We start from the raw sequence: 22,775 nt of genomic DNA on the forward strand, positions 1-22,775 counted from the left end.
TTAGGTTTGACAATTGTCTAAAACGCGTAATAATCTAATCTAATTGTATCGATATGATGCGTTTTTCTATAAAAGAAAAAGGAGAGTTCAAGCTCATCAAGTGCTTCAGGTAATTCATGCCGTCCTTCGGGTTATTATTGGGATACAATAAAATCTACAGGACAAACAGGAGTAATGATAGTGGCGCCTGTTGGGACAGTTGGAGGTGCTGTGCTTGGAGGAATCGTAAGTATAGCGGGTGCAGTTGCAATAGAAAATAGATGGTATAGTTCCTGTTAATCGTAGCTGCTGCTGTGCGGAGGGGGCTACACTAAGAGAAGGCAGTAGGCAGCACTATAAATGGTGCTCTAGTAGGGAGTTTTTAGAGTTGTGCATCATTTTTATAATTGTGTACGGTAATTTATAGAATATCTGCAATATATCTCTAAAATCATAATAATTTTGTAGATATGTTAATGAAAAATATGTCTAAGAAATATTGTTAGAATATCTTTTAATGGTATATTATTTATAATTCTATATATTTTATTTCATAAATTTTAAGTGTTATAGATACTTTAAGTACTATTAATATTATTAATAAATTTATTTAAATTATATTATGCTTCTAAAGCGCATATTAAAACTGATATTATAAAAAATCATCAATAATATTCATTTTATTTTTTATAGTATTCTTTATTTAAGTATCTTTCTATAGAGATTATGAGATATGTTATTAATAAAGTTATGTTTTTAAATTTGTCCAAAAAAATAAAGAGAAATCCAGACAGCTTCTTTTTCAATAAACAAAAATAATGCTTTAATTTGATGTTGTAAAATAACTGATAACGATCATATGTTTTTGATTATCAGTGATGAAAATAATGTGATTTTTGATATAGAGATTGAAAAGATTGAGAACTTTTTCGCGTATCACTCATATTTTCTTACCAAATTTTTTGAAAAATTATATAAAGCAAAAAAATAAATTCTGTTAAGTTATTAGCATTTATAATGAGTTTTTTATTTTCACAGTTTTGTGATTGTTTTTGCATTTAACAATGCATTAACAACATGTGTGGTCCATTTTAAAGTTTTGTTTAAAATTACATAAGTAAGTTCTATTTTGATTTGTTATTGCATCGCTCGTATTGATGTATAACAAAAGCGTTTGAGACAATATAAGATCACAAGAATAAATTTTTAATTGGGTATATAAACTACCGATTGCTTACAGATAAAAAAAATCTATGCATATCAAAGTTACGTAAGTTTTTTCTCTTCAAAATGTATATTTGAATTAATTTTTGTGATTGATAGCTTTGCTACGATGAAAATACTTGTGAGTTTATTGGTATTCATTAGATAACTATGAATTTTACATATCGATTCAAAAATATAGAATAATATAATTTTACGATTATTGTGGAGTTCATTTTGATAAACTGAAAAACATAATGCTGAGCATTACAAATATTTGCAAAAATGCTTTTATTAGGTGTTGTTTTGTTTCTTTATAGTTTACATTTTTTATCTTTTTAACCTTGATTAGAGAGAGAATTTGTATTCATTATCTATTTCTCTATTTTATTTTGAATGGGTGGAGCACTATTAATATCAAAAAGTAATGATCGTGGAAGATAATGAGCTTAAACTGAAGTTATTCTGCGATTCTGTAGAAACGAATTGTCGTAAAATCGTTGAAATGTTTAATGGCTTTATGGATTAAAGTTGGCGGTTTCATCAATATTATCTCTTATCTTATCTCGTTTAGCTTTTCTAATCAAAGAGCGAAATTTTTGTTTACGCTAAATTTTTACTCGGTTAGCTATTGCCTCTCAACATACAATAAGAAAAAAATTAGCTTACTGTATGCTACCAATATAAAAAAATCCATTATGTGTAATAAAAAAGACAATTTAGTAATATTTTTTTTTATGTTGTGATTTAAAAATGTTGTGATTAAAAAAATCAATCGTTTTGAAGAAAAAAATACAATTTAAACAATAATATAATCATATTATTGTAATAAAATTTTATCATCTAATCAGTCAGCTTAAAAACAAAAATAGAATAATTGACAAAACAAATTAAATATGGGAAGAATAAAAATATAATACAAAATGATAATTATTTTTGTGTTATATTATCATTCTCTTCTCAGTAGGAAAATATGAATCATCGGTAGATGATGTGATGTTTTCTGTTTAGAGAGTAAGGTTTTATTAAATATTGTAATAGGTTATTATAATGAGAATATTTAAGCATTGTATATCATGTGTTGTTGCAGTCGCTATTTTCTTTTCACAAGTTTTAGGAGCCAATGCCGATTCTTTAAATGGTAGATCTCAAAACGCTGATTTTATTTCTGTAATGAAACAAGAGAATAGAGTTATTAAATCTGTTAAGGAGATTATTAGTCAATTTTCAGAACAAAGCAGAGAAAAAGATGTCCAAAAGGTGGCTGGTTTGATAGGAATGGAGCCAGCGATTTTTGGTTTAATCGCATTTCTTGTATATTTCTTTACTAGAAAGCCACCGGATCCTAGAAAAAGCGCAGGTGAAAAAGCATTCACTGCTTTTACTCGAAGTGCATGGGCTCTTAATTAAAAATGTTGATTTGATGAATTTTAAATTATTCTGTTTTTGAATCTTTTATAATTAATAAACCGTGATTTCTAATCACGGTTTAGCTATTTTTATATTTATTAATATGCCCATTAAGCTTTAAGTTTTTAGGCTGTACTCTTTTTTTAATATTATTACAGAAATACTTTATTGTACATAATATAGTCTTTTTGAGGTTTAAAATTTTTAATCATTTTATCTTGGTTAGAAAGAATGTGTATTTATTTCTATTTCTCTAAGTCGTAGAATTATATTAATGTTAGAAAGTTAGAATCTTGAAAGACAATGAACTTTATTAAAATTATTCCACGTTCTTGTAGAAACGAATGGCTGTGAAATCTTTGAAATGTGTAATGGCCTTATGGCATTAGATTTGGCGCGTTCACCAAAGTTATCCCTTATCTTACTTAATTTAGCTTTTTCAATCAAAGAGCTAAGTTGATACTTACGCTAATTTTTGCTGGGAAAACTATTTCTTCTCAATCTATACTAAGAAAAAATTATTTTAACAGAATATTTCAATAAAATATTTTTTTGTTTTTTGTAAATTTTAAAAATATTTATCTTACTATATTATACAAAAAATAAAAAACATTACGTGTAACTAAAAAACAATATATTGATATTTTTATGTTATAATATCATAATAATATTTATGATAATAAAGATAAAATTATAATAAAAACAATAAAATAATTTTATTTTAATACATTTTTTCCATTAAATTATACATTATTAAAACACGAATAAAATAATTGACAATATTAAAATAAACATGTAACGGATATATTGTAAATGTAATATAATATAAAATTAACAATTAAAATAAAACTGTTAATTAAATTTTGTATTATATTTTTTGTTATTAGAAGATAAATATACTTTATCGATAGATGATGTAATGTTTTCTATTTAGAGGGGGCGGTAAAGAAAATTTATTTTATTAAATATTGTAATAGGTGTTTATGATGAAAATATTCAAGCATTGTATAGTATGTTTTGTTGCAGTAGCTATTTTCTTTTCACAGGTTTTAGGAGCCAATGCTGATTCTTTAAATGATAGATTTCAAAATGCTGGTTTCATTTCTGTAATGACACAGGAAAATAGAGTTATTAAAGCTGTTGATATGATTATTAGCCAGTTTGGAGGACAAGGGGCTGAGAAAAATGTCCAAAAAGTCGCGGGTTTAATGGGGATGGAGGCAGCGATTTTTGGTTTAATCGCATATCTTGTATATTTCTTTACTAGAAAACCGCCGAGTCCTAACAGAGAGACAGGTGGAAGAGCATTCGATGCTTTTGCTTATAGTGCATGGGCTTTGAATTAAAAGATAATTCCTTGATGAACTTTGAATTATTCTGTTGTTGAATATTTTATATTAAATAAACCGTGATGTTTAATCACGGTTTATTTATTTTTTACTTTTAATAATATGGTAAATTTATCCTTTAATATCATTAAGATATTGTTGGGGGATGGCAGTATAGGGGACATTAAATTTAAATAATCAGCTGCTTTTTAAAGTTAATTAAATTTTTTCTCTTCAAAATACGCATTTGAGCTAAGTTTGTATTTGATATTTTTTCTATGATGAAAATGCATATGCTGGAATTGAGATATTCATAAACGGTGCGTATTCACTCAAAAATATAGGGTAATACAATACTTATGGTTATTGTGGATTTTATACTGATGAACTGAATAAGTATAGCGATGCGTCTTACAAATATTTGTAAAAAATGCTTTTATTGGAATCTTTTAATCTCTTTGTGGTTTACAATTCATTTTATCATTTTATCTTAAGCAAAGAGAATGTGGATTCATTTCTATTTCTCTATTTTATTTGAGAAGGGTGGAGTTATACGAATGTCAAAAAAAGTCATGATCGTGGAAGATAATGAGCTTAATATGAAGTTATTCCGTGATCTTGTAGAAGCGAGTGGTTATGAAACTGTTGAAACGCGTAATGGTCTTATGGCATTAGATTTGGCGCGTTCATCAATGCCATCTCTTATCCTTGTGGATATCCAGTTGCCAGAGGTCTCTGGAATAGATGTTATTAAACAATTAAAAGAAGATGAAGAACTTCGATCAATCCCTGTTGTTGCTGTAACAGCTTTTGCTATGAAAGGCGATGAGGAGCGAATTCGTGCCAGTGGATGTGAAGAATATATGTCAAAGCCTATTTCTGTTCCTCATTTTATCACAATGGTAAAACATTTTGTGGACTAAAACTTGTTAAGTGATGATAGAAAAAAATATTGAAAAGCTTATAAAATTGCTAAAGTTTTCGTGCAAATATTTTTCTGCTTTAGCACGTGGATATATTCAAGTTAGTAAAACAGATTTTAAAAATTGAAACTGAAGTTTCGAGATTTTTCGGTTTATTTTCTTGCCTTTTATCTTAAGAGAGGAGGTTGTTTTGCATTTTTGTTTTTTCTAATCGGTATAGATTTGTTTCTACATTCATCTAAAAGTCTGTTTTAGTAGGGGAAAAAGCCTCGGTTTTGTCCGAGGCTTTATGCATTGTACAAAAATTGAAATTAACGCTTTGAGAATTGGAAAGAACGACGTGCTTTTGCTTTACCGTATTTTTTACGTTCAACAACGCGGCTATCACGGGTAAGAAAACCACCTTTTTTCAAGATTGAGCGAAGTTCTGGTTCATAATAGGTTAAAGCTTTGGAAATGCCATGGCGCACTGCACCGGCTTGTCCGGAAAGACCACCGCCTGCAACGGTTGCAATAATATCAAACTGGGTATCCCTATTTGTTGCAACAATTGGTTGACGAAGAATCATTCTAAGAACAGGACGAGCGAAATATTTGTCAAATTCCTTATTGTTGATTGTGATTTTTCCAGAACCTGGTTTAATCCATACGCGTGCAACAGCGTCTTTACGCTTTCCTGTTGCATAAGCACGTCCTTGTGAATCAAGCTTTTGCACGTGGACAGGAACAACATTTTCATGTGTTTCTGTAATACTTGTTACTATGCTAAGCTCAGAAAGAGAATTAATTTCAGCCATAATCAAGCAATCCTTTTGTTTTTGCGGTTTAAAGCACCAACGTCAAGAGATTCAGGCTGTTGTGCTTCATGTGGATGTTGGCTTCCAGCGTAAACACGTAGATTCTTCAATTGACGGCGACCAAGAGGCCCTCGAGGAATCATGCGCTCTACTGCTTTTTCAATAACGCGTTCGGGAAAACGTCCCTCAAGAAGTTGACGTGCTGTACGTTGTTTGATTCCACCAATATAGCCGGTATGCCAATAATATTTTTTATCCGTATATTTTTTGCCAGTGAGAGCTATTTTATCTGCATTAATGACAATAACGTTGTCACCATCATCAACATGTGGAGTAAATGTAGCTTTATGTTTGCCACGTAAGCGGTTAGCAACAAATGTGGCAAGACGACCCAAAACAAGGTTTTCTGCGTCAATAATAACCCATTTTTTCACCACTTCAGTTGGCTTTTGTGAAAAAGTTGCCATAGAAGTATCCTTTATTAGAACCCTTTTAATATAAGGGAATTTTTACTGTTTTGCGTTGAAAATTGTTACCATAGCGAAATATTTAACGCATACTACTTGCTCTGATATAATGTCTTTTGATTGACGTCAAGAGAAAATAAAAACTTTATAAAACAACATGTTACGAGAAAGGTATTATAATACCCCATTAAAAGAAGTTTGTAGACCATTTAAACTTAAAATGAATGTTGCAAAAAACTATTTTATCTTTAACGCATGATTGTATTTTATTGTTCTTCATTATAAAATAAGAAATAATGCAGTGGTCTCGTTATTTTCTCAATGTTGAATCTTCTGCTTGTGGTCAAGCTTGGTTAGATGCCCTTGATGTTCAAGGGATAAATAATGCGCGCGCTATTTCTCAAAAATTTGGCTTTCCAGATCAGTTAGCTCGAGTACTTTCAGCAAGAGATGTGGATGAAGCTGAGGCTGTTGCTTTTATTAATCCAACATTACGTACGCTTATGCCTGATCCAGAAAGTTTTAGGGATATGCAATGCGCTGCAGAGCGTATTGTTAAGGCTCTTCTCAATCAAGAACAGGTTGCTGTTTTTGGTGATTATGATGTTGATGGTGCTTGTTCATCGGCACTCATAGCGCGTTTTTTTCGTTATTTTGGTATTGAAGTCAAAATTTATATTCCTGATCGTATTGTTGAAGGCTATGGTCCGAATGAACAAGCAATGAGGATGCTTGTGCAAGAAGGCGCTCGGTTAATTATCACTGTTGATTGTGGCGCAAACAGTCCTGATGCCGTAAAAGCAGCGAGGCTTGCTGGTGCTGATGTTGTGATTTTAGATCATCATCAAATGTCAGAGATTCATCAAGAAGCCGTTGCTCTTGTCAATCCTAATCGCCCTGATGATTTTTCTAAACAGGGGCATTTATGTGCAGCTGGCGTTGTTTTTGTTACGTTAGCTTGGGTTCATCATTTGCTGCGGAAAAAACAATTCCAAGGGCAGCTGCCTGATCTTTTAAGTATGCTTGATCTTGTTGCATTGGCAACCATATGTGATGTCGTTCCATTACAGGGGGTTAACCGTGCTTTTGTGATAAAAGGGCTTCAAGTTGCTCGTTCTATGCATAATCTAGGAATAACAGCTTTAACAAAGGTTGCACGAATAGGGGAGCCGCTTAATAGTTTTCACTTAGGTTTTTTGTTAGGTCCTAGAATTAATGCAGGAGGGCGCATTGGTGATCAAGCTTTGGGAGCACGTTTACTTAGCTGTGAGAATAAAGATGAAGCGGACAGAATAGCAGAACAATTAGATCGGCTTAATCAAGAACGCCAAGAAATGGAGAACATTCAATTAGCACAAGCGGAATCTTACATTACTTCTCTTTATCAAGATCAAGAAATACCATTATCGCTTGTAATTTCACATAAAGAATGGCATCCGGGAATTATTGGTATTCTTGCTTCCCGTCTCAAAGAGCGTTTTTTTTGTCCTGTTTTTGCTATTGCTTTGAAAGAAGATGGAAATGGCGTAGGGTCGGGACGCTCAATTAATGGTATAGATTTAGGAGCACTCGTTCGTGAAGCTGTTACATTAAATTTATTAGAAAAAGGAGGGGGACATAGTATGGCAGCAGGAATTACAATTCAATCAACAAAAATTGAAATTTTTCGAAAATGGCTAGAAGAAAAAGTTTCTTTAATGGTTTCACAGTTGCGTGCAAAAAAATCTCTTAGTATAGATGGTTCTCTTTCTGCTTCTGGTGTTAATGAAGCGCTGTTTGAATTGCTTGAAAAAGCAGGGCCATTTGGGGCAGGGAATGCAACACCTGTTTTTGTTCTTCCCTCTCATCGACTGGTGAATCTATCTGAAGTTGGTAAAGGACATCTTCGCCTCATTGTATCTAATGTTGAAGGAAAAAAACTGCAAGGAATTGCTTTTCGTGCTGTAGGGACATCGCTTGGTGATTTTCTTTTTGAAAATATTGGTGAAATGATTCATTTAGCTGGTCATCTTAGTTTGAATTATTGGAATGGAACGATCAATCCGCAGCTGCGCGTGATTGACGCAGCTGCAGTGGTTTGAAAGGGATATTTTTTACATTAGATGTCTAGATTAGAAGCAAAAGTAGAATTTTCTTGTATGAAACGAAATCGTGCTTCTGGTTTTGTTCCCATGAGACTTTCTACAGTCTTTTTCGTTTCTTGCATTTCCACGGCATCAATAGAAACACGAAGCAATGTACGTTTTTGAGGATGCATAGTCGTTTCTTTAAGTTGTTCTGCGCGCATTTCACCCAGCCCTTTAAAACGCCCGATTTCTATTTTAGCTTTTCCAGTAAATTCAGTTTTGAGCAATTCATCCTTATGAATGTCGTCACGAGCATAAGCAACTTTTCCTCCTTGCGATATTCTATAAAGGGGAGGGACGGCGAGATATAAATGTCCCTGATGAATAAGGTCAGGCATTTCTTGAAAGAAGAAGGTAATGAGCAGTGACGCAATATGAGCACCATCAACATCAGCATCTGTCATGATGATAATACGTTCATATCTGAGATCTTTTTCACGATACTTGGAGCGTGTTCCACATCCAAGAGCAAGGATAAGATCGCTAATTGTTTGGCTTGAGTTCATTTTTTCATGTGCAGCACTGGCGACATTTAAGATTTTACCACGAAGAGGTAAAATTGCTTGGTTTGCTCTATTTCTTGCTTGTTTAGCAGATCCTCCTGCAGAATCCCCTTCAACAATGAATAGTTCAGCACCCACAGCATGGTTCTGGCTACAATCTGCAAGTTTACCGGGCAGACGTAATTTGCGGACAGCAGTTTTTCGACTTATTTCTCTATCTTGGCGTCGTCTAACACGTTCTTCAGCACGTTCAATAACCCAATCGAGAAGTTTTGTTGCTTCTTGCGGGGAATTTGCTAACCAATGATCAAAAGGATCGCGGATTGCATTCTCAACGATACGCTGTGCTTCAATGGTTGCTAATCGATCTTTTGTTTGTCCAACAAATTCAGGGTTACTGATAAAGACTGAAAGTATTGCGGCTGTTGAAATCATAATATCGTCAGACGTAATAATCGCTGCGCGCTTGTTTCCTATTAACTCAGCGTAGGATTTTAATCCACGCAAAAGAGCTTGACGTAATCCTATTTCGTGCGTTCCGCCTTCTCCTGTAGGAATCGTATTGCAGTAAGATTGCACACAAGAATCACCACCATGCCAAGCGATAGCCCATTCAACGGAGCCATGGCCATTATTGTGTTGTGTTTTGCCAGAAAAAATTTCTGACGTTACTCGATATTCATCTTTTAGTGACGCAAGTAAATAGTCTTTAAGCCCATTGGGAAAATGAAAAACAGCTTTTTCAGGAATATTTTTTGCGCCTTCAAGTATGACGGGATCACAAGTCCAGCGAATTTTTACGCCACCAAAAAGATAGGCTTTGGAGCATGTCATCTTATAGATTTTTTCTGGATCAAAAGCTACTTTTTCACCAAAAATTTCATGATCAGGATGAAAACGAACGCGCGTACCACGACGATTATAAACATCTCCCAGATCTTCCAATCCAGATTGAGGAATACCGCGTGAGAAACGTTGGCGGTACAGTTTTCGTTCTCGTGCAACTTCAACTTCCATATCATCAGAAAGAGCATTGACGACAGAAATTCCTACTCCATGAAGTCCACCTGCAGTTTGATAAGCCTTTCCATCAAATTTTCCCCCGGAGTGGAGTTGTGTCATAATAACTTCAAGAGTAGATTTCTCAGGCATTTGAGGATGATTTTCGACAGGAATACCGCGTCCATTATCTGTAACGGTTATATAACCGTTCCTATCTAATGAGACCTCAATAGAATCTGCATAACCCGCAACAGCTTCATCCATCGCGTTATCAATAATTTCGGCAAATAAATGATGAAGCGCTTTACTGTCTGTTCCACCAATATACATGCCAGGGCGTAAACGCACGGGCTCTAAACCCTCAAGAACTCGAATAGAGAGGGCATTATAGTCATCTTCTTGCGTATCTTTTGCACTTTTTCTTGAAATCATCGCTTTTGATTTCATTGGAGGCTGCAGAGTGTTTTCTTTTGTATTTACCCGAGATTGGGCTTTATTTAAAACACTAAAAAGATCCTTTTTGTTATCGCTCATAGCGTTTAACTATCTACCTCATAAAATAAAATGTTTATTAAAATAATTTTATGCCTGTTTTTTATTTAAAAATCAATGCACTTAGAAAACATCAATTGTTGGACCAAAAATTTGTTCAAAAGCGTGTTTGAGAGCAATATCAATATCATGCATTGCTACAGGGCAACCTAGATCAAGAAAGCTTGTTACACCGTGGTTTGTAATTCCACAAGGAACAATTCCTGAATAATGGGCTAAATTAGGATTAACATTGATAGAAACTCCATGAAAACTTATCCATTTTCGCACTCGAATGCCAATAGCTGCAATTTTATCTTCGGAATAAATATCATTTTGTTTTGATGGGAAATGAGATTGTTTAACCCAGACACCAACGCGATCTTCTCTGCGTTCGCCTTTAATATTAAAGTTTGCAAGCATCTGTATGATCCATTCTTCTAATGCACTAATGAAAGCACGAATGTCTTGTTTTCGGCGTTTAAGATCAAGCATGATATAAGCAATACGCTGTCCTGGACCGTGATATGTAAATTCACCTCCACGTCCTGCTTCATAAACAGGGAATAAATTAGGCGCCAAAAGATCTTTTTTATTTGCACTCGTCCCCGCTGTATAAAGGGAAGGGTGTTCAAGAAGCCAAACTTGTTCATGCGCGGTTTTTGCAAGAATTTTTTCTACACGTTCTTGCATATAACGCAGAGCTTCAGGATACTCAACTAGATGATCACTTATCTTCCATTCAACGGGTGGATTTCCTAGAATTGCATTAAAATGATGTGATAAGTGATTACGATCCGTATGTTTCAATTCAAATGTCATTGGTAATACTTATCTTGATGTTTGAGTTTTATATTGTAATCAATAAAAGTGATTACAGAGTAAGGTATAGAATTGTTGAATAAAAGAGAATACGTTCATAAATTTTATCTTAAGAAGATTTACTACGCTTAAAAATCCACGCTCCTTTTACCATCTTCCTGTTGCACCGCCTCCACCTGATGATCCACCACCACCCCTAAAGCCCCCTCCACCTCGAGGACCACCGAACCTTCCACCAGGATATCTGCCACCGGCACTTAAGTTAAGAAACCAAGGTGTGAAGATGATCCCCAGCCAGAGATACTTTTGTGGACCCACTTTTTTACCAAAAATCATTGCAAGAATAGGGAGACCAAACATTATAAAAAAGGCTAAAAACATAATTGCATTGATTACCATTTCTTCTTTTTCAGCTTGTTTACGTTGTTCTTCAACGATTTTAGCTTTTTCTTTGATACGAAAAGTAAAATCAGAATTACTTTCTGTAATAACTTTGATAATTGCATCAACTGCTTCAGCAATTCCTTTTTGATAATTTCCTTCGCGAAAATTAGGAATCATGAAGCTATTAATAATGACAGAGGAAAGAGCGTCTGTTAGCTCTCCTTCCAAACCATATCCTACTTCGATACGTGCTGTGCGTTCATTCGGTGCAATGACCAGTAATACACCATTATTGATCTTCTTTTGGCCTAATCCCCATGTACGAAAAAGAGAATTGCTGTATGTTTCTATATCATTGCCCGAAAGAGTAGGGAGTGTCACAAGAACAATTTGATCTCCCGTTTTCTCTTCGAGTGCTGCCAGTTTTTTTGTCAAGTTTTCCTTGGTTGCATTATCGAGCAAATGAGCCACATCATTAACATAACCTGTTAAATGAGGAAATTTTATTTGCGAACAAGCGATACTTCCCAATGCAGCAACTAAATACAGAGAGCAGATAAAAGCCCATAATTGTGGAAATACAATACGTTGCAAAGAGTATCGAAATGATTTCATTAATTAAAATTAACCTTTGGTGTTTGTTGGCTATCAGTATCGATGGTAAAAGTTGGCATAGGTTTAGCATCACGAAACCATAATTTTGCCCAAATCATCGTCGGCATTGTTTTGAGTGCAGTATTGTAGGCACGTACTGTTTCAATATAATCGCGGCGCGCAACGGAAATACGGTTTTCTGTTCCTTCTAATTGTGATTGAAGAGCAAGAAAGTTCTGGTTTGCTTTAAGATCCGGATAGTTTTCAACAACAGCCATAAGTCGCGAAAGTGCACTTGATAAATTTGCTTGATTTTTGAGATATTGCTGCATAACTTCTGGATTATTCAACATATCTGCATTAATGTTGACTTGCGTTGCTTTAGCACGTGCTTCAATTACATTTGTGAAAACGCTTTGTTCATGAGCTGCGTAAGCTTTAACTGTTTCTACAAGATTGGGGATGAGATCTGTACGACGTTGATATTGATTGAGCACTTCACTCCATGCTGCATGTGCTTTTTCTTCATTTGTTGGTATCGTATTAAATCCGCACCCACTTAAAAATGGCACTAACCATGCCAAAAAAATCACGATTGAAAATTGTTTTAATATTTTAAACATTGAAATTGAAGAAGTTTGTACATTTAACATAAAGATGTCTCCACAGATATTTTATGTATTATATAGGGTTTATCTTCTTGGTGGAAAGTATTTTGAATTTTATAAACAGGCATATTTATCAATAAATCGACATCTCTATGCGTTTTAGGCACGCTTAAGTGACTCGTTGATATTAAAATAATAAGGGTAATATAGATGTCATATTATAAAAGTTCAATAATATTTATATCAATTATTATTACAGAAAAAGATATTATTTTCGTATTTCACAACCTGCAGATCACAATTGGAAAAGGGAAAAATGTAAGTATCAATCTTATGGAAAGATAGAAGGTAAGGGCAGTTCTTATTTTCACTCCTTTAGAAGTTATGTTTAATAGATTGGACAAAAAAGGCTTTTTAACTATGTATGGTAGTAATTGTGAAGGAGGCGGAAAATCCTGTGATAGAAGGTGTTCAACGGCAAAGTGAAAAGTTTGATGGATTGGCTAATGATTATGATCGTTATCGTCCTCGCTACCCCCTCACTTTATTTAAAACCATGCTCCATTCTTTTAAGAACAAAAAGCATTTGTCCATTGTGGATGTGGGTGCTGGGACAGGCATCGCATTAGAGGGAATTGTTAAATTTTTAGGAAATGAGCACCAATATCATGCTATCGATGTATCGGCAGATATGATTAAGCAGGGGCAAAAAAAATTTCCTACGGTGCAGTGGTATCAGGGCCGTGCCGAAGACCTATTGCCTCAAATTGGCGAGGTTGATCTTGTCATTGCAGCGCAAGCGTTTCAGTGGATATGGATCGTCCCAAGTTGCTTTGTTCTGTTTCAGATCAACTTCGAGTCAATGGTGTCATGGCGGTTATTCAAAATAATTGCGATTTCAAGCATAGCGAATTTCTAGAGGCTTATGAGACATTGTTAGAAAAAATGAGTCCGAACTATTCCCGTTATTATCGTAATTTTGATTTTTTACAGGAAATGAGTGATGGCTTTGGGGTAGATCCAGAAAAGATTTTTTTTCATACGCATAATTGGACGATGATGATCCCATCTGAAGCTTTTATTGGAATGAGCCGCTCTTCAACGCAAGCGCAACGCGCTATTGCTTGCTATGGGAAAGAATATTTGCGGCAATTGGTCGCATTGATAAAGAAATATGAAGTGCAAGGCAATTTGGAGCTTTTGTATCGAAGTGAGCTCTATATGTATGCGGGATAATCTGATATCGATGATTATTTTTGCTCTTTTAGCACATCAGAGTAGGCGGTATTCAGGAAATTAACGCCTTATTAAGGCAGATTTTGAGGGGGACGGTTTTTTTCTTCAGCATTCACGTTGACATCTTATTACGTCTGATTTTCATTGTTCACTTGATATGAGAGAGTTTAAATAGAAAATTTATGCACTGCATTATAGTATTGAAGCGCTTTCTTTACTGCAGTTTAACAACAGATTATTTTATAAAATAAGAAGAGGTAGATTGAATAGAAATATTTGATAATTCTTTGTTTTTATGATTGTTTTTTATTATTAAATGAGAGTGTTTTTAATAAATTTTGACAAAAACAACTGAAAAAGTATAAAAATTATCATAATCAGAAATTTGTAGTAAAAAAGGTAATGGCTTGGAAGCACCTTTAAAAAACAACTCATTTTGAAATTATCTCTAAATTCAGATTCAATATAACAAAAAAGTAAAATATAAATATGTTATATGGAGCATTTCTCTTTTTTAAAGATATAATATAAAAACAATATGTTAATTAAATTTTTTGATATAAGAAAACTTCTTTTATTTTTATTTTAAATAACGGGTTAGGGCGAGTCTTGTGTGGTTTTATTGAAGATGTGCTTTTTAGGTTTAAATCTGGCGCTTTAAATACAATTTTAGAAGTAGCAAAAAAGCTCAATTTCTTCTCTGTTGTGATGTGTTGAATAAGTTTTTTAATTTTCTATAGAGTTTAATTTTTGCAATCATGATAGATTGTGACAGCTGTCTGTCTAAGATTTTTATAAGTTTAGTAGGAATAGCTTAATGATAAATCCATTGAGTTCTTCATCTTTACGCGTCATAAAAGAATAAGCCTGCACTATCACACACTTTGTCATCTCCCAATGTTGCGACAGCTCTTGACACGGCTCATAAGAGGAGTAGTCCTTTTTTTTACAGTTTTATCTATACGCCAATTTCGCTTATGACGTGCAAGCGAATGGTGTTGATTGATTCAACATACACAGATTTGGAATGAGAGAGTCTTAAGATATTCCGCTCTCTCATTTAATATGAATCATGCTAGATTATAATTATAAATTAATGCGTTATCTATTTTTGAAATCCATGACCTTAGTTGTGTTTGTCAATATTTCATTTTCATTTATCGTCAACTATTCTACTTTTGAATAATAACTCCATTATAAGGAATACCTTTAAAAAAGTATTCTCGCTTTAAAGAGTCGTTATAGTTTTTTTGTTTTATAGAAGCATCAATAATGCTAAACATTATACTTTGATAAAAAAGAAAGTAAATTATGACTATTATACTGAAACCGAGCGAGGTGACGCTTAGTGAACTTGCGGCTATTTATTTTAATGGTGAAGTGAGTAAACTTCATAATGACACGCATTTAGCTATCGAGAAAGGGGCACTGCGCATTGCTGAAATTGCTGCTGGAAGTGAGCCTGTGTACGGTATTAATACTGGTTTTGGGAAGTTGGCTTCCATTAAAATTGATGCGGACGATGTTACTGTTTTACAGAGAAATCTTATTTTGTCCCATTGTTGTGGGGTAGGAGAACCTTTAGCTGAAAATATTGTGCGTTTGATAATGAGCTTAAAGCTTATCTCTTTAGGAAGAGGAGCTTCAGGAGTTCGTCTAGAATTGGTAAATTTGCTGGAAAATATGCTTGCAAAGGGCGTCATTCCTGTCATCCCTGAAAAAGGGTCTGTTGGTGCTTCAGGTGATCTAGCTCCACTTGCTCACATGGCGGCTGTTATGATGGGAGAAGGGGAAGCATTTTTTCAAAATATTCGTATGAGTGGAGCTGTTGCATTAGAGAAAGCGGGATTGTCCCCTATTATTTTAGAGGCAAAGGAAGGTCTAGCTCTTATTAATGGGACTCAAACATCAACAGCCCTTGCACTTGCCGGTCTTTTTCGAGGTTATCGGGCATTGTGTGGTGGATTGTTGGCAGGGGCCTTGACGACAGATGCCATCATGGGATCAACGGCGCCATTTCATCCTGATATTCATATTTTACGAGGACATTATGGGCAGATTGCCGTATCGAAAACATTAGAAAAGCTTGTAGAGGATTCAGAAATTCGTGCAGCACATTTACGGGGTGATGAGCGTGTACAAGATCCTTATTGTATACGTTGCCAGCCACAGGTCATGGGGGCATGTTTTGATATTTTGCTGGCAGCAGCAAAAACACTGATTATTGAAGCAAATGCTGTTACAGATAATCCATTGATTTTAAGGAATGGTGAAGTTGTATCAGGTGGGAATTTTCATGCTGAACCTGTAGCGTTTGCTGCTGATCAGATTGCTCTTGCTTTATGTGAAATAGGATCTATTTCTCAACGGCGTATTGCTCTTATGGTTGATCCAGCAGTTTCTTATGGACTTCCAGCTTTTTTAGCGCATAATGCGGGTCTTAATTCAGGTTTTATGATTGCTGAAGTAACAGCGGCAGCTTTAATGTCTGAAAATAAGCAAATGGCCCATCCTGCTTCCGTTGATTCAACCCCAACTTCAGCCAATCAAGAAGATCATGTTTCAATGGCTTGTCATGGAGCTCGTCGGTTATTGGTAATGAGCGAAAATCTTTTTACACTTATTGGCATTGAAACGCTTGTTGCAGCACAAGGAATTGAATATCGTGCACCTTTAAAAACAAGTACTTTTTTGCAATCTGTTATGGAATGTTTACGCAAAAATGTTGCTTCTCTTAAGGAAGATCGCTATCTGGCTCCAGATCTTCATCAAGCACATATACTTGTGCGTGAAGGGCACTTATTATCTGTTTTACCAGAAACAATTTTTCCTTCATTAAGTTTTCAATAATATTTGTTTTAAGGACAATGATGAAGGGCGGATATTGAATTTTGAAACTTCCTCATATGAAAATATAGAAGATCAATACTATATTTGAATTATTTAATGAATTATGTATATATATGTTATTTATAGTCAACTAGATATTTTATTATTTTATAGGGATCTGATTTAGCATCATAATTTTATAGAAACTATAAATTTAAAGTACCTATACTTTCTTATTTCTATCAGAAATTTTAATCTAAGTTAAATAATATTCACAAATTATATGTTGTAATATTATATTTTTATAAGTACAAATTATAATATATGTATTATATTAAGTAAAAATAAAAAATTTATTGTAGATTCTTCTTATTTGTTAATACTTTATGAATTTTATATTTCATTTTTGATATTTTAAATAAAAAAGGAGAAAGAAATGTTTAAAAGTGCTAGATTATGTGTATCAATAACAGTTATTTTTTTCTCTCAAATTCTTGAGATTCATGCAAATTGTAGGAGAGGTGGCTTTCCAGAGGAAGTTTTCATTACAATAGTGGCCCAAGAGAAGGAGCCTCTGATTTTAGCGAAAAACAAAGATTTTATTGCTATCTCAGGGCAAAATCCCGAAGATAAGGAGAATGCTATCATTAGGCCAACAGTCAAAGATTCTATTTTTAGCGCATATTTTTTTTCTATTGGAAAGTTTATCTTTAAGACAGTTGGAGTCCTTAAAAGATGGGTTGTAAATACAATTTCTCATACTTTTGAAGGCTTGCGAGATTCGTATTATCATTGATTGAGCTATTCAATTGGCGTAAAAAGTTTGCTTTGTGGGCTCAAAGAGAGTTTTCTTAAAGTAACAAAAAATTAATTGTACGCATAGTTAATGCGTTTGTTATGAAGTTTTAGGCTTCTATTTTCGTGCACGGAAATAGAAGCCTAAAAGTTTAGATTACATTAAGATTCATTTTCTCTGTAAAAAACTAGAGAATACGAAATGAATTAAATGACAATTATAAAAAAATTCATTATCACTTTATTTGAATAAAATAATACGAAATTGCAGGCTATAAAAGCTGAGTAATTCGCAATAAAAGTATTTTTTCATTGTTTAGAGCAAAGTGTTTGACGGGCTGGTCTTCAATGTTTTTTGAAATATATTTGTGAAAGAAACATGAGGCTTTATTTATCATAAAGCTGTTATCGTGGTGTGGAGTGTCAGCATTTCAAAAAGTAAGGAAAGAAATGGCAATAAATAAACTGAAAAGAGGGATGAGTAAGCGCCAAGTTATTTTTTTAGCTCTTGGCTCTGCTATTGGAACAGGTCTTTTTTATGGGTCTGCACAGGCAATTAAGCTTGCGGGTCCCAGTGTTTTGATTGCCTATTGTATTGCTGGTTTAGCTATTTTTATGGTTATGCGGGCTCTAGGAGAGATGATACTTCATAATCCCTTACCTGGTTCTTTTGCTCGTTATGCGGCAAATTACATATCACCATTAGCAGGTTTTTTAACGGGATGGACATACGTATTTGAGATGATTCTTGTTGGTTTGGCTGATATTACAGCTTTTGCGACTTATATGGGGTTTTGGTATCCTGATGTTGCTCCTTGGGTATGGGCACTGAGTATTACATTAATCATCACAGGTATTAATTTAGCTGCTGTAGAAGTCTATGGTGAACTAGAGTTTTGGCTATCTTCTATTAAAGTTATCGCTATCATTGCGATGATTATTTTAGGAATAGCAATTATTTTTTGGGGGTGGGGTGAAGGTGCAAATTTTTCTACCGTTACTGTTCATAATTTATGGAAAAATGGTGGACTTTTTCCCAATGGTTGGTTTGGTTTTTTAGCTTGCTTTAGTGTTGTTGTTTTTGCTTTTGGTGGCATAGAAATTATTGGCATGGCAGTCATGGAAGTTCAAAACCCTCATCAAACGATTTCAAAGGCAATTAATTCTACTCCAGTTCGTATTTTGCTTTTTTACGTCATGACGTTAGCTATTTTAATGTCTCTTTATCCTTGGAATGAGATTGGTCTTATGGATAGCCCTTTTGTATCTATTTTTGAAAATCTTGGGATTTCGTATGCAGCAAATATTTTAAATATTGTTGTTGTTACAGCGGCTATTTCAGCAATGAATAGTGGAATGTATGGTGCTTGTCGTATGATCCATGGTTTATCGCAGGAAGGTTATGCTTTAAAAAAGTTTCAATATTTATCAAAAAATGGTATACCAGTTTTTGTTATTTTGATGATCTTCGGTATCTTTCTTCTTGGTGCTGTCCTTAATTATTTTTACCATGAAAAGCTTTTTTTTCTTATTGCCGCAATGGCAACATTTGCGACAGTTTTTGTTTGGATGATGATTCTACTTTCACAATTTTTTATGCGAATTAAGATGCCTAAAGAAGCACAGAATGGTTTAAAATTTCCCATTCCATTTTGGCCAATAGGATCGATTTTTTCTATTTTATTTATGGTTTTTATTTTTATTCTGTTATGGTATTTTGATGAGACACGACCGGTTTTAATTATAGGTTTTAGTTGGATTGCTTGGCTTATTATTTGTTTCTATGCACTTAAACTTTATAATTTTAAGCAAAAGAAACAGCAATAAAATGTGAATAGAGATAAAGCTCAAAACAAATAGCTGATGTCATCAGGAAAACAGGTGTTTGATTGTTATTCTCTAAAGGTTAGAACAATCTAGATTGAAAAAATCTGCTCGTTATTATTTTGCTTTGGAAGTTTTGTGAGCCATTGCTTACGGTAACGACCAAATCATATAAATATTAGGCATTTTTTGATGGTGAGCCCTGCAATCAATATAAGTCTTTCAGGTAAAAATGCCTAATAGTGCAAATAGATTTTACCAGATACAAGATTATAGGCAGATATCTTTTTCTAAACGTATTAATGAAGTTCTGTTCCACAAGAGAAGTTATTGTAAGAATTGTTCTTTAAGCTCTTTAAAAAATTGGTTGTTTAAATTTTATTGTTTAGAAAACTACTATTGCTTTTAGAATCGAAGATAAAGTTCTTTATGTATTTTTTTCTCAAAGAGGATTGGCGTTAGTAGAAAATAGTGGATAACAAAGTCATTAGAGGCATTGTATGATTGTATTTGCAAAAACTTTAATAAAGAGCAGCAAGGTATCACAATAAAATCTCATAGAAGAGTAAATTAAAGAGAACAATGAACGTGTGACAGTGTTACGACTCTTATTGTTATTGCGCTCACAATAGCAAGGATCAAACTTATTTTTTATAATATTGATACGAGAGTAATTTTTATCACAAGTGGAGGCGGACAAAATGCACTCCGCAACTGTATTGCGGTGCAAAATTATTCAATACTACCATAAAAGGTGCTCAAGAACACTACGATCAGCAAAAACAGTCGTCATCAAGTGGCTTTTTGCATGAGAAATCGTCCGATAGTTCTTAATCGCATACCACAACGGTCTCCTCTATCCTTGGGGCGACGGGCAACATCGTGTTAGACGCACAAGGAGAAGCCAAGATTTCTGCTTCTCATCTGATTTCCGGTCAAGATATCAATGTAATGGGAGAAAGTATGACGATTGTTGGCATGACAGACCATCATAGCAGCCATTCACAGACGCATGAAACAGGTTTTTTGATGGGCATAGATATGACTTTGTAAGCCGATGGATTGGCGGTAATGGCTATACCTACGGGACACTCCCTGCTGGCAGTAACGTTTTGATAGAATGGTTGAGAGTGGCTACAAATCCCATAAGCTCCCATACCTGTCTTGGAGATGTGGGTTATAAATGCCAAAAGTTTTTATGGCACATCTCATCTAGAACAAAAGCCTTGAATTAAATCATGGAGTAAAAAATGAAACAAACTCTAAAATTATTAAGTGCGATAACTCTATTGAGTATAGCCGGATGTCAGTTTAATAAAACTCCTGGAGGGTATTTGAGTGCGTGGGAAAAGCCAAGAGCAGATTTTACTGAGATAGGAAAAGCCCTGTTAGAATGTGGCATGCCAACACCTTATGATGTCGATCCAGAAAATAGAAAGCAGAGCATCAATGCAAAAGCAACAATTTATGCTTGCATGCTTCAATTAGGTTTTCGCTATAAAGATGAAGAAGTAGCAAGAGCGGGTGGGCCATGTTATACTTTTAGAGCCGAAAACCTTCCCATTTGTCGTCCAGGCGCTGTGATCCCTAAGCCCAGTGTCAAGAAGCGCTTGAACAGCCCTTATTGTAAACAGTATAAAAATGCACCTGAATGCAAACCTTAAGTTTTGCTGTTTGTGATGATCAACAATCCCTACCTTCATGCTTCTCATGCCCGTACGGGGATGGCTTAATTCAGCATGTCAATGCTAATTATTTATGAGGACAACAACTGTTGGCGCAATGATATAAAATATCTATTTTGGTTGTAATCAAAATATTGATAATAATTATAAGCATATCGTTGATAGAATATGGTTTTAGTAATAATTTTACCGTATTTTTGCTATAATAATTATGGCATAATCTTCGGAAAGATAAAAATAATATAGGCTGATAATGTTCATCATTGTTTTGGAAATAAAAAACAGCATGTATAATAATTTATAGATTGTTTCGTAATATCAAAATTACTCAAGGATAGGAAAATGAAGCAGATTTTAAAATTATTAAGCGGGATAACCTTATTTGTTATGGCAGGATGTTACCCAGAGCAGCCTTCTCGAACAGCTGTAGATGCATGGGAAAAATCCGGTGCAGATCAGCTTGAGATAAAAAAAGCCCTGTTAGAATGTGGAATACAGCATCTTGATGGTCGTCTTGATACAGAAATAAGTATGGATGAAAAATTCAATGCAGAGGAGTCTGTGAATGCATGTATGATCCAAGCAGGTTTTCAAGATAAATTGGGAAGAATGAAGTGGTGTGAGAAATATGAAAATCTTCCAATTTGTCAGCCTGATGCAGTTATTCCTCAGCGAAGTGTAGAGAGGCGTTTGAATAGTCCTCATTGTAAAGAGCATAAAGAACAACCTGAATGTCAACCTTAAGTATTGAGGCTGCTGTAATCAAAAATCCTTACATTCTTGTTTTTGCATGGGGTGGGTGGGATTGTTTCTTCAATATCTATATGCTAACAAGGGTCATCTTGCGTGTGAGCAAATATTAGAAGACTTATCAGTCTTTCTATCGTAAATATTGAAGGAGGGGGAATGAAAAAAACATTGAAATTATTGAGTGCTATAATTTTATTAAGCACTGCTGGGTGTATTAGCAAACCTCCCCCATCGACATTAGAATTATGGGAAAAGCCCGGTGTCAATAAGTCTATGGTCCAACAAGCACTGTCAAAATGTGGTTGGAAACCAATCTACGCTTCTTCTGAAAATATGGATTCGCGTGCAAGTGATTTTGCAGCAGTTTATGAGTGCATGACTAAAGCAGGTTATCGGTACAAATTACAAGATTCAAAGGGAATCTATTTTTCATCAGCGCCGCGAAGTGATTCATTTTTAGTCAATTTAATGGTAGCAGGGTATCAGCAGGTTATGGACAATGATACTTTTGGTGTAACCAATTCGACAAAACAAGAGCGAGATTTGATGTTACGTTTTGAAAATGATAAAAAGCGCCAGAAAATAAAAAAAGCTTTGCACAAGTGATCGCCAACAGTAGAACGTTGATTTTTAAAGCAATAATTGAATAAAAATATTAAACGGGAGAAGAGAGAAATATCGGTCTTTTGTCTCCAATGTAGTTATATTCATCAGCTACGAGATTAGCAATAATGTCGTTGTCAGATGATGCTAGCGGGGGATAGTGAGTTGTTGTTTAGAGAAATTTATTCAATATAAAGAATGGAAAATAATAGCTTTGCTAAAATATTTGCTTTAACGATAATAAACAGATAGCTTTCATAGAGCTGATTTTGATGAAATTTCATTTTGGTGTTTTTAAATTTCAAAATGGTGAGTATTTTACTGTATTTTAGATTTTATAAAAAGATCTAAAATATTACATTTATTAATTCAAATT

16 protein-coding genes and 2 pseudogenes are annotated in these 22,775 nt (G+C 34.2%); 12 read left to right on the forward strand and 6 right to left on the reverse strand.

Annotated features, from left to right (window positions below):
- Window positions 1–2,232: 2,232 nt before the first annotated feature.
- From ACFIKN_RS02550 to ACFIKN_RS02560, 3 genes are all read left to right on the forward strand, one after another.
- On the forward strand, window positions 2,233–2,592 hold the full coding sequence (locus tag ACFIKN_RS02550; RefSeq protein WP_375631292.1) for a hypothetical protein: 360 nt from the start codon (window positions 2,233–2,235) through the stop codon (window positions 2,590–2,592).
- A 986-nt stretch (window positions 2,593–3,578) separates the two neighbouring features.
- Window positions 3,579–3,938 (forward strand): hypothetical protein, encoded by a 360-nt coding sequence (locus ACFIKN_RS02555; RefSeq protein ID WP_273791584.1) that lies wholly within the window; start codon window positions 3,579–3,581, stop codon window positions 3,936–3,938.
- Window positions 3,939–4,477: 539 nt separating this feature from the next.
- Window positions 4,478–4,843 (forward strand): response regulator, encoded by a 366-nt coding sequence (locus ACFIKN_RS02560; protein ID WP_005773308.1) that lies wholly within the window; start codon window positions 4,478–4,480, stop codon window positions 4,841–4,843.
- Window positions 4,844–5,154: 311 nt separating this feature from the next.
- Here ACFIKN_RS02560 and rpsI read toward each other — a convergent pair whose 3' ends face one another.
- Both rpsI and rplM read right to left on the reverse strand, forming a co-directional pair.
- Window positions 5,155–5,640 (reverse strand): 30S ribosomal protein S9, encoded by a 486-nt coding sequence (gene rpsI / locus ACFIKN_RS02565; protein ID WP_015856545.1) that lies wholly within the window; start codon window positions 5,638–5,640, stop codon window positions 5,155–5,157.
- A 2-nt stretch (window positions 5,641–5,642) separates the two neighbouring features.
- Window positions 5,643–6,107, reverse strand: coding sequence for a 50S ribosomal protein L13 (gene rplM / locus ACFIKN_RS02570; RefSeq protein WP_015856544.1), 465 nt, complete (start codon window positions 6,105–6,107; stop codon window positions 5,643–5,645).
- 296 nt (window positions 6,108–6,403) lie between these two features.
- Between rplM and recJ the strand changes: the two genes are divergently transcribed.
- Window positions 6,404–8,188 (forward strand): single-stranded-DNA-specific exonuclease RecJ, encoded by a 1,785-nt coding sequence (gene recJ, locus ACFIKN_RS02575; RefSeq protein WP_375631293.1) that lies wholly within the window; start codon window positions 6,404–6,406, stop codon window positions 8,186–8,188.
- 17 nt (window positions 8,189–8,205) lie between these two features.
- Here recJ and parE read toward each other — a convergent pair whose 3' ends face one another.
- The 4 genes from parE to ACFIKN_RS02595 all read right to left on the reverse strand — a co-directional run bounded on the left by parE (window position 8,206) and on the right by ACFIKN_RS02595 (window position 12,722).
- Entirely contained in the window at window positions 8,206–10,272 is a 2,067-nt protein-coding gene (parE, locus tag ACFIKN_RS02580) for a DNA topoisomerase IV subunit B (RefSeq protein WP_375643216.1), read from the reverse strand.
- An 81-nt stretch (window positions 10,273–10,353) separates the two neighbouring features.
- Complete coding sequence (lipB, locus tag ACFIKN_RS02585; RefSeq protein ID WP_375631295.1) at window positions 10,354–11,091, reverse strand: lipoyl(octanoyl) transferase LipB; 738 nt, start codon at window positions 11,089–11,091, stop codon at window positions 10,354–10,356.
- A 147-nt stretch (window positions 11,092–11,238) separates the two neighbouring features.
- Entirely contained in the window at window positions 11,239–12,090 is an 852-nt protein-coding gene (locus ACFIKN_RS02590; RefSeq protein WP_273791580.1) for a YgcG family protein, read from the reverse strand.
- Entirely contained in the window at window positions 12,090–12,722 is a 633-nt protein-coding gene (locus ACFIKN_RS02595) for a LemA family protein (RefSeq protein WP_273724085.1), read from the reverse strand. Before ACFIKN_RS02595 ends, ACFIKN_RS02590 begins: the two co-directional genes overlap by 1 nt.
- A gap of 379 nt (window positions 12,723–13,101) precedes the next feature.
- Here ACFIKN_RS02595 and ACFIKN_RS02600 point away from each other — a divergent pair.
- The 8 genes and pseudogenes from ACFIKN_RS02600 to ACFIKN_RS02635 all read left to right on the forward strand — a co-directional run bounded on the left by ACFIKN_RS02600 (window position 13,102) and on the right by ACFIKN_RS02635 (window position 22,402).
- Window positions 13,102–13,913, forward strand: a pseudogene (locus ACFIKN_RS02600) (class I SAM-dependent methyltransferase).
- A gap of 1,311 nt (window positions 13,914–15,224) precedes the next feature.
- Window positions 15,225–16,763, forward strand: coding sequence for a histidine ammonia-lyase (hutH, locus tag ACFIKN_RS02605; RefSeq protein WP_273791578.1), 1,539 nt, complete (start codon window positions 15,225–15,227; stop codon window positions 16,761–16,763).
- Between the two features lie 415 nt (window positions 16,764–17,178).
- Window positions 17,179–17,538: a hypothetical protein gene (locus ACFIKN_RS02610; RefSeq protein ID WP_375637448.1), complete on the forward strand. Its 360-nt coding sequence runs from the start codon at window positions 17,179–17,181 to the stop codon at window positions 17,536–17,538.
- Window positions 17,539–17,987: 449 nt separating this feature from the next.
- Complete coding sequence (locus tag ACFIKN_RS02615; protein WP_273791505.1) at window positions 17,988–19,364, forward strand: amino acid permease; 1,377 nt, start codon at window positions 17,988–17,990, stop codon at window positions 19,362–19,364.
- 741 nt (window positions 19,365–20,105) lie between these two features.
- Window positions 20,106–20,396, forward strand: a pseudogene (locus ACFIKN_RS02620) (hypothetical protein); the annotation flags it as partial.
- 215 nt (window positions 20,397–20,611) lie between these two features.
- Complete coding sequence (locus ACFIKN_RS02625) at window positions 20,612–21,025, forward strand: hypothetical protein (RefSeq protein WP_375657865.1); 414 nt, start codon at window positions 20,612–20,614, stop codon at window positions 21,023–21,025.
- Between the two features lie 363 nt (window positions 21,026–21,388).
- The gene (locus tag ACFIKN_RS02630) at window positions 21,389–21,790 is read left to right on the forward strand and encodes a hypothetical protein (protein WP_375631301.1); all 402 of its coding nucleotides are present in this window, start codon (window positions 21,389–21,391) and stop codon (window positions 21,788–21,790) included.
- 162 nt (window positions 21,791–21,952) lie between these two features.
- Entirely contained in the window at window positions 21,953–22,402 is a 450-nt protein-coding gene (locus ACFIKN_RS02635) for a hypothetical protein (RefSeq protein ID WP_273791501.1), read from the forward strand.
- Window positions 22,403–22,775 lie beyond the last annotated feature (373 nt).

Origin of the sequence: Bartonella sp. CL436QHHD, from assembly GCF_042195105.1 — a bacterium.
Classification (GTDB): Bacteria; Pseudomonadota; Alphaproteobacteria; order Rhizobiales; family Rhizobiaceae; genus Bartonella.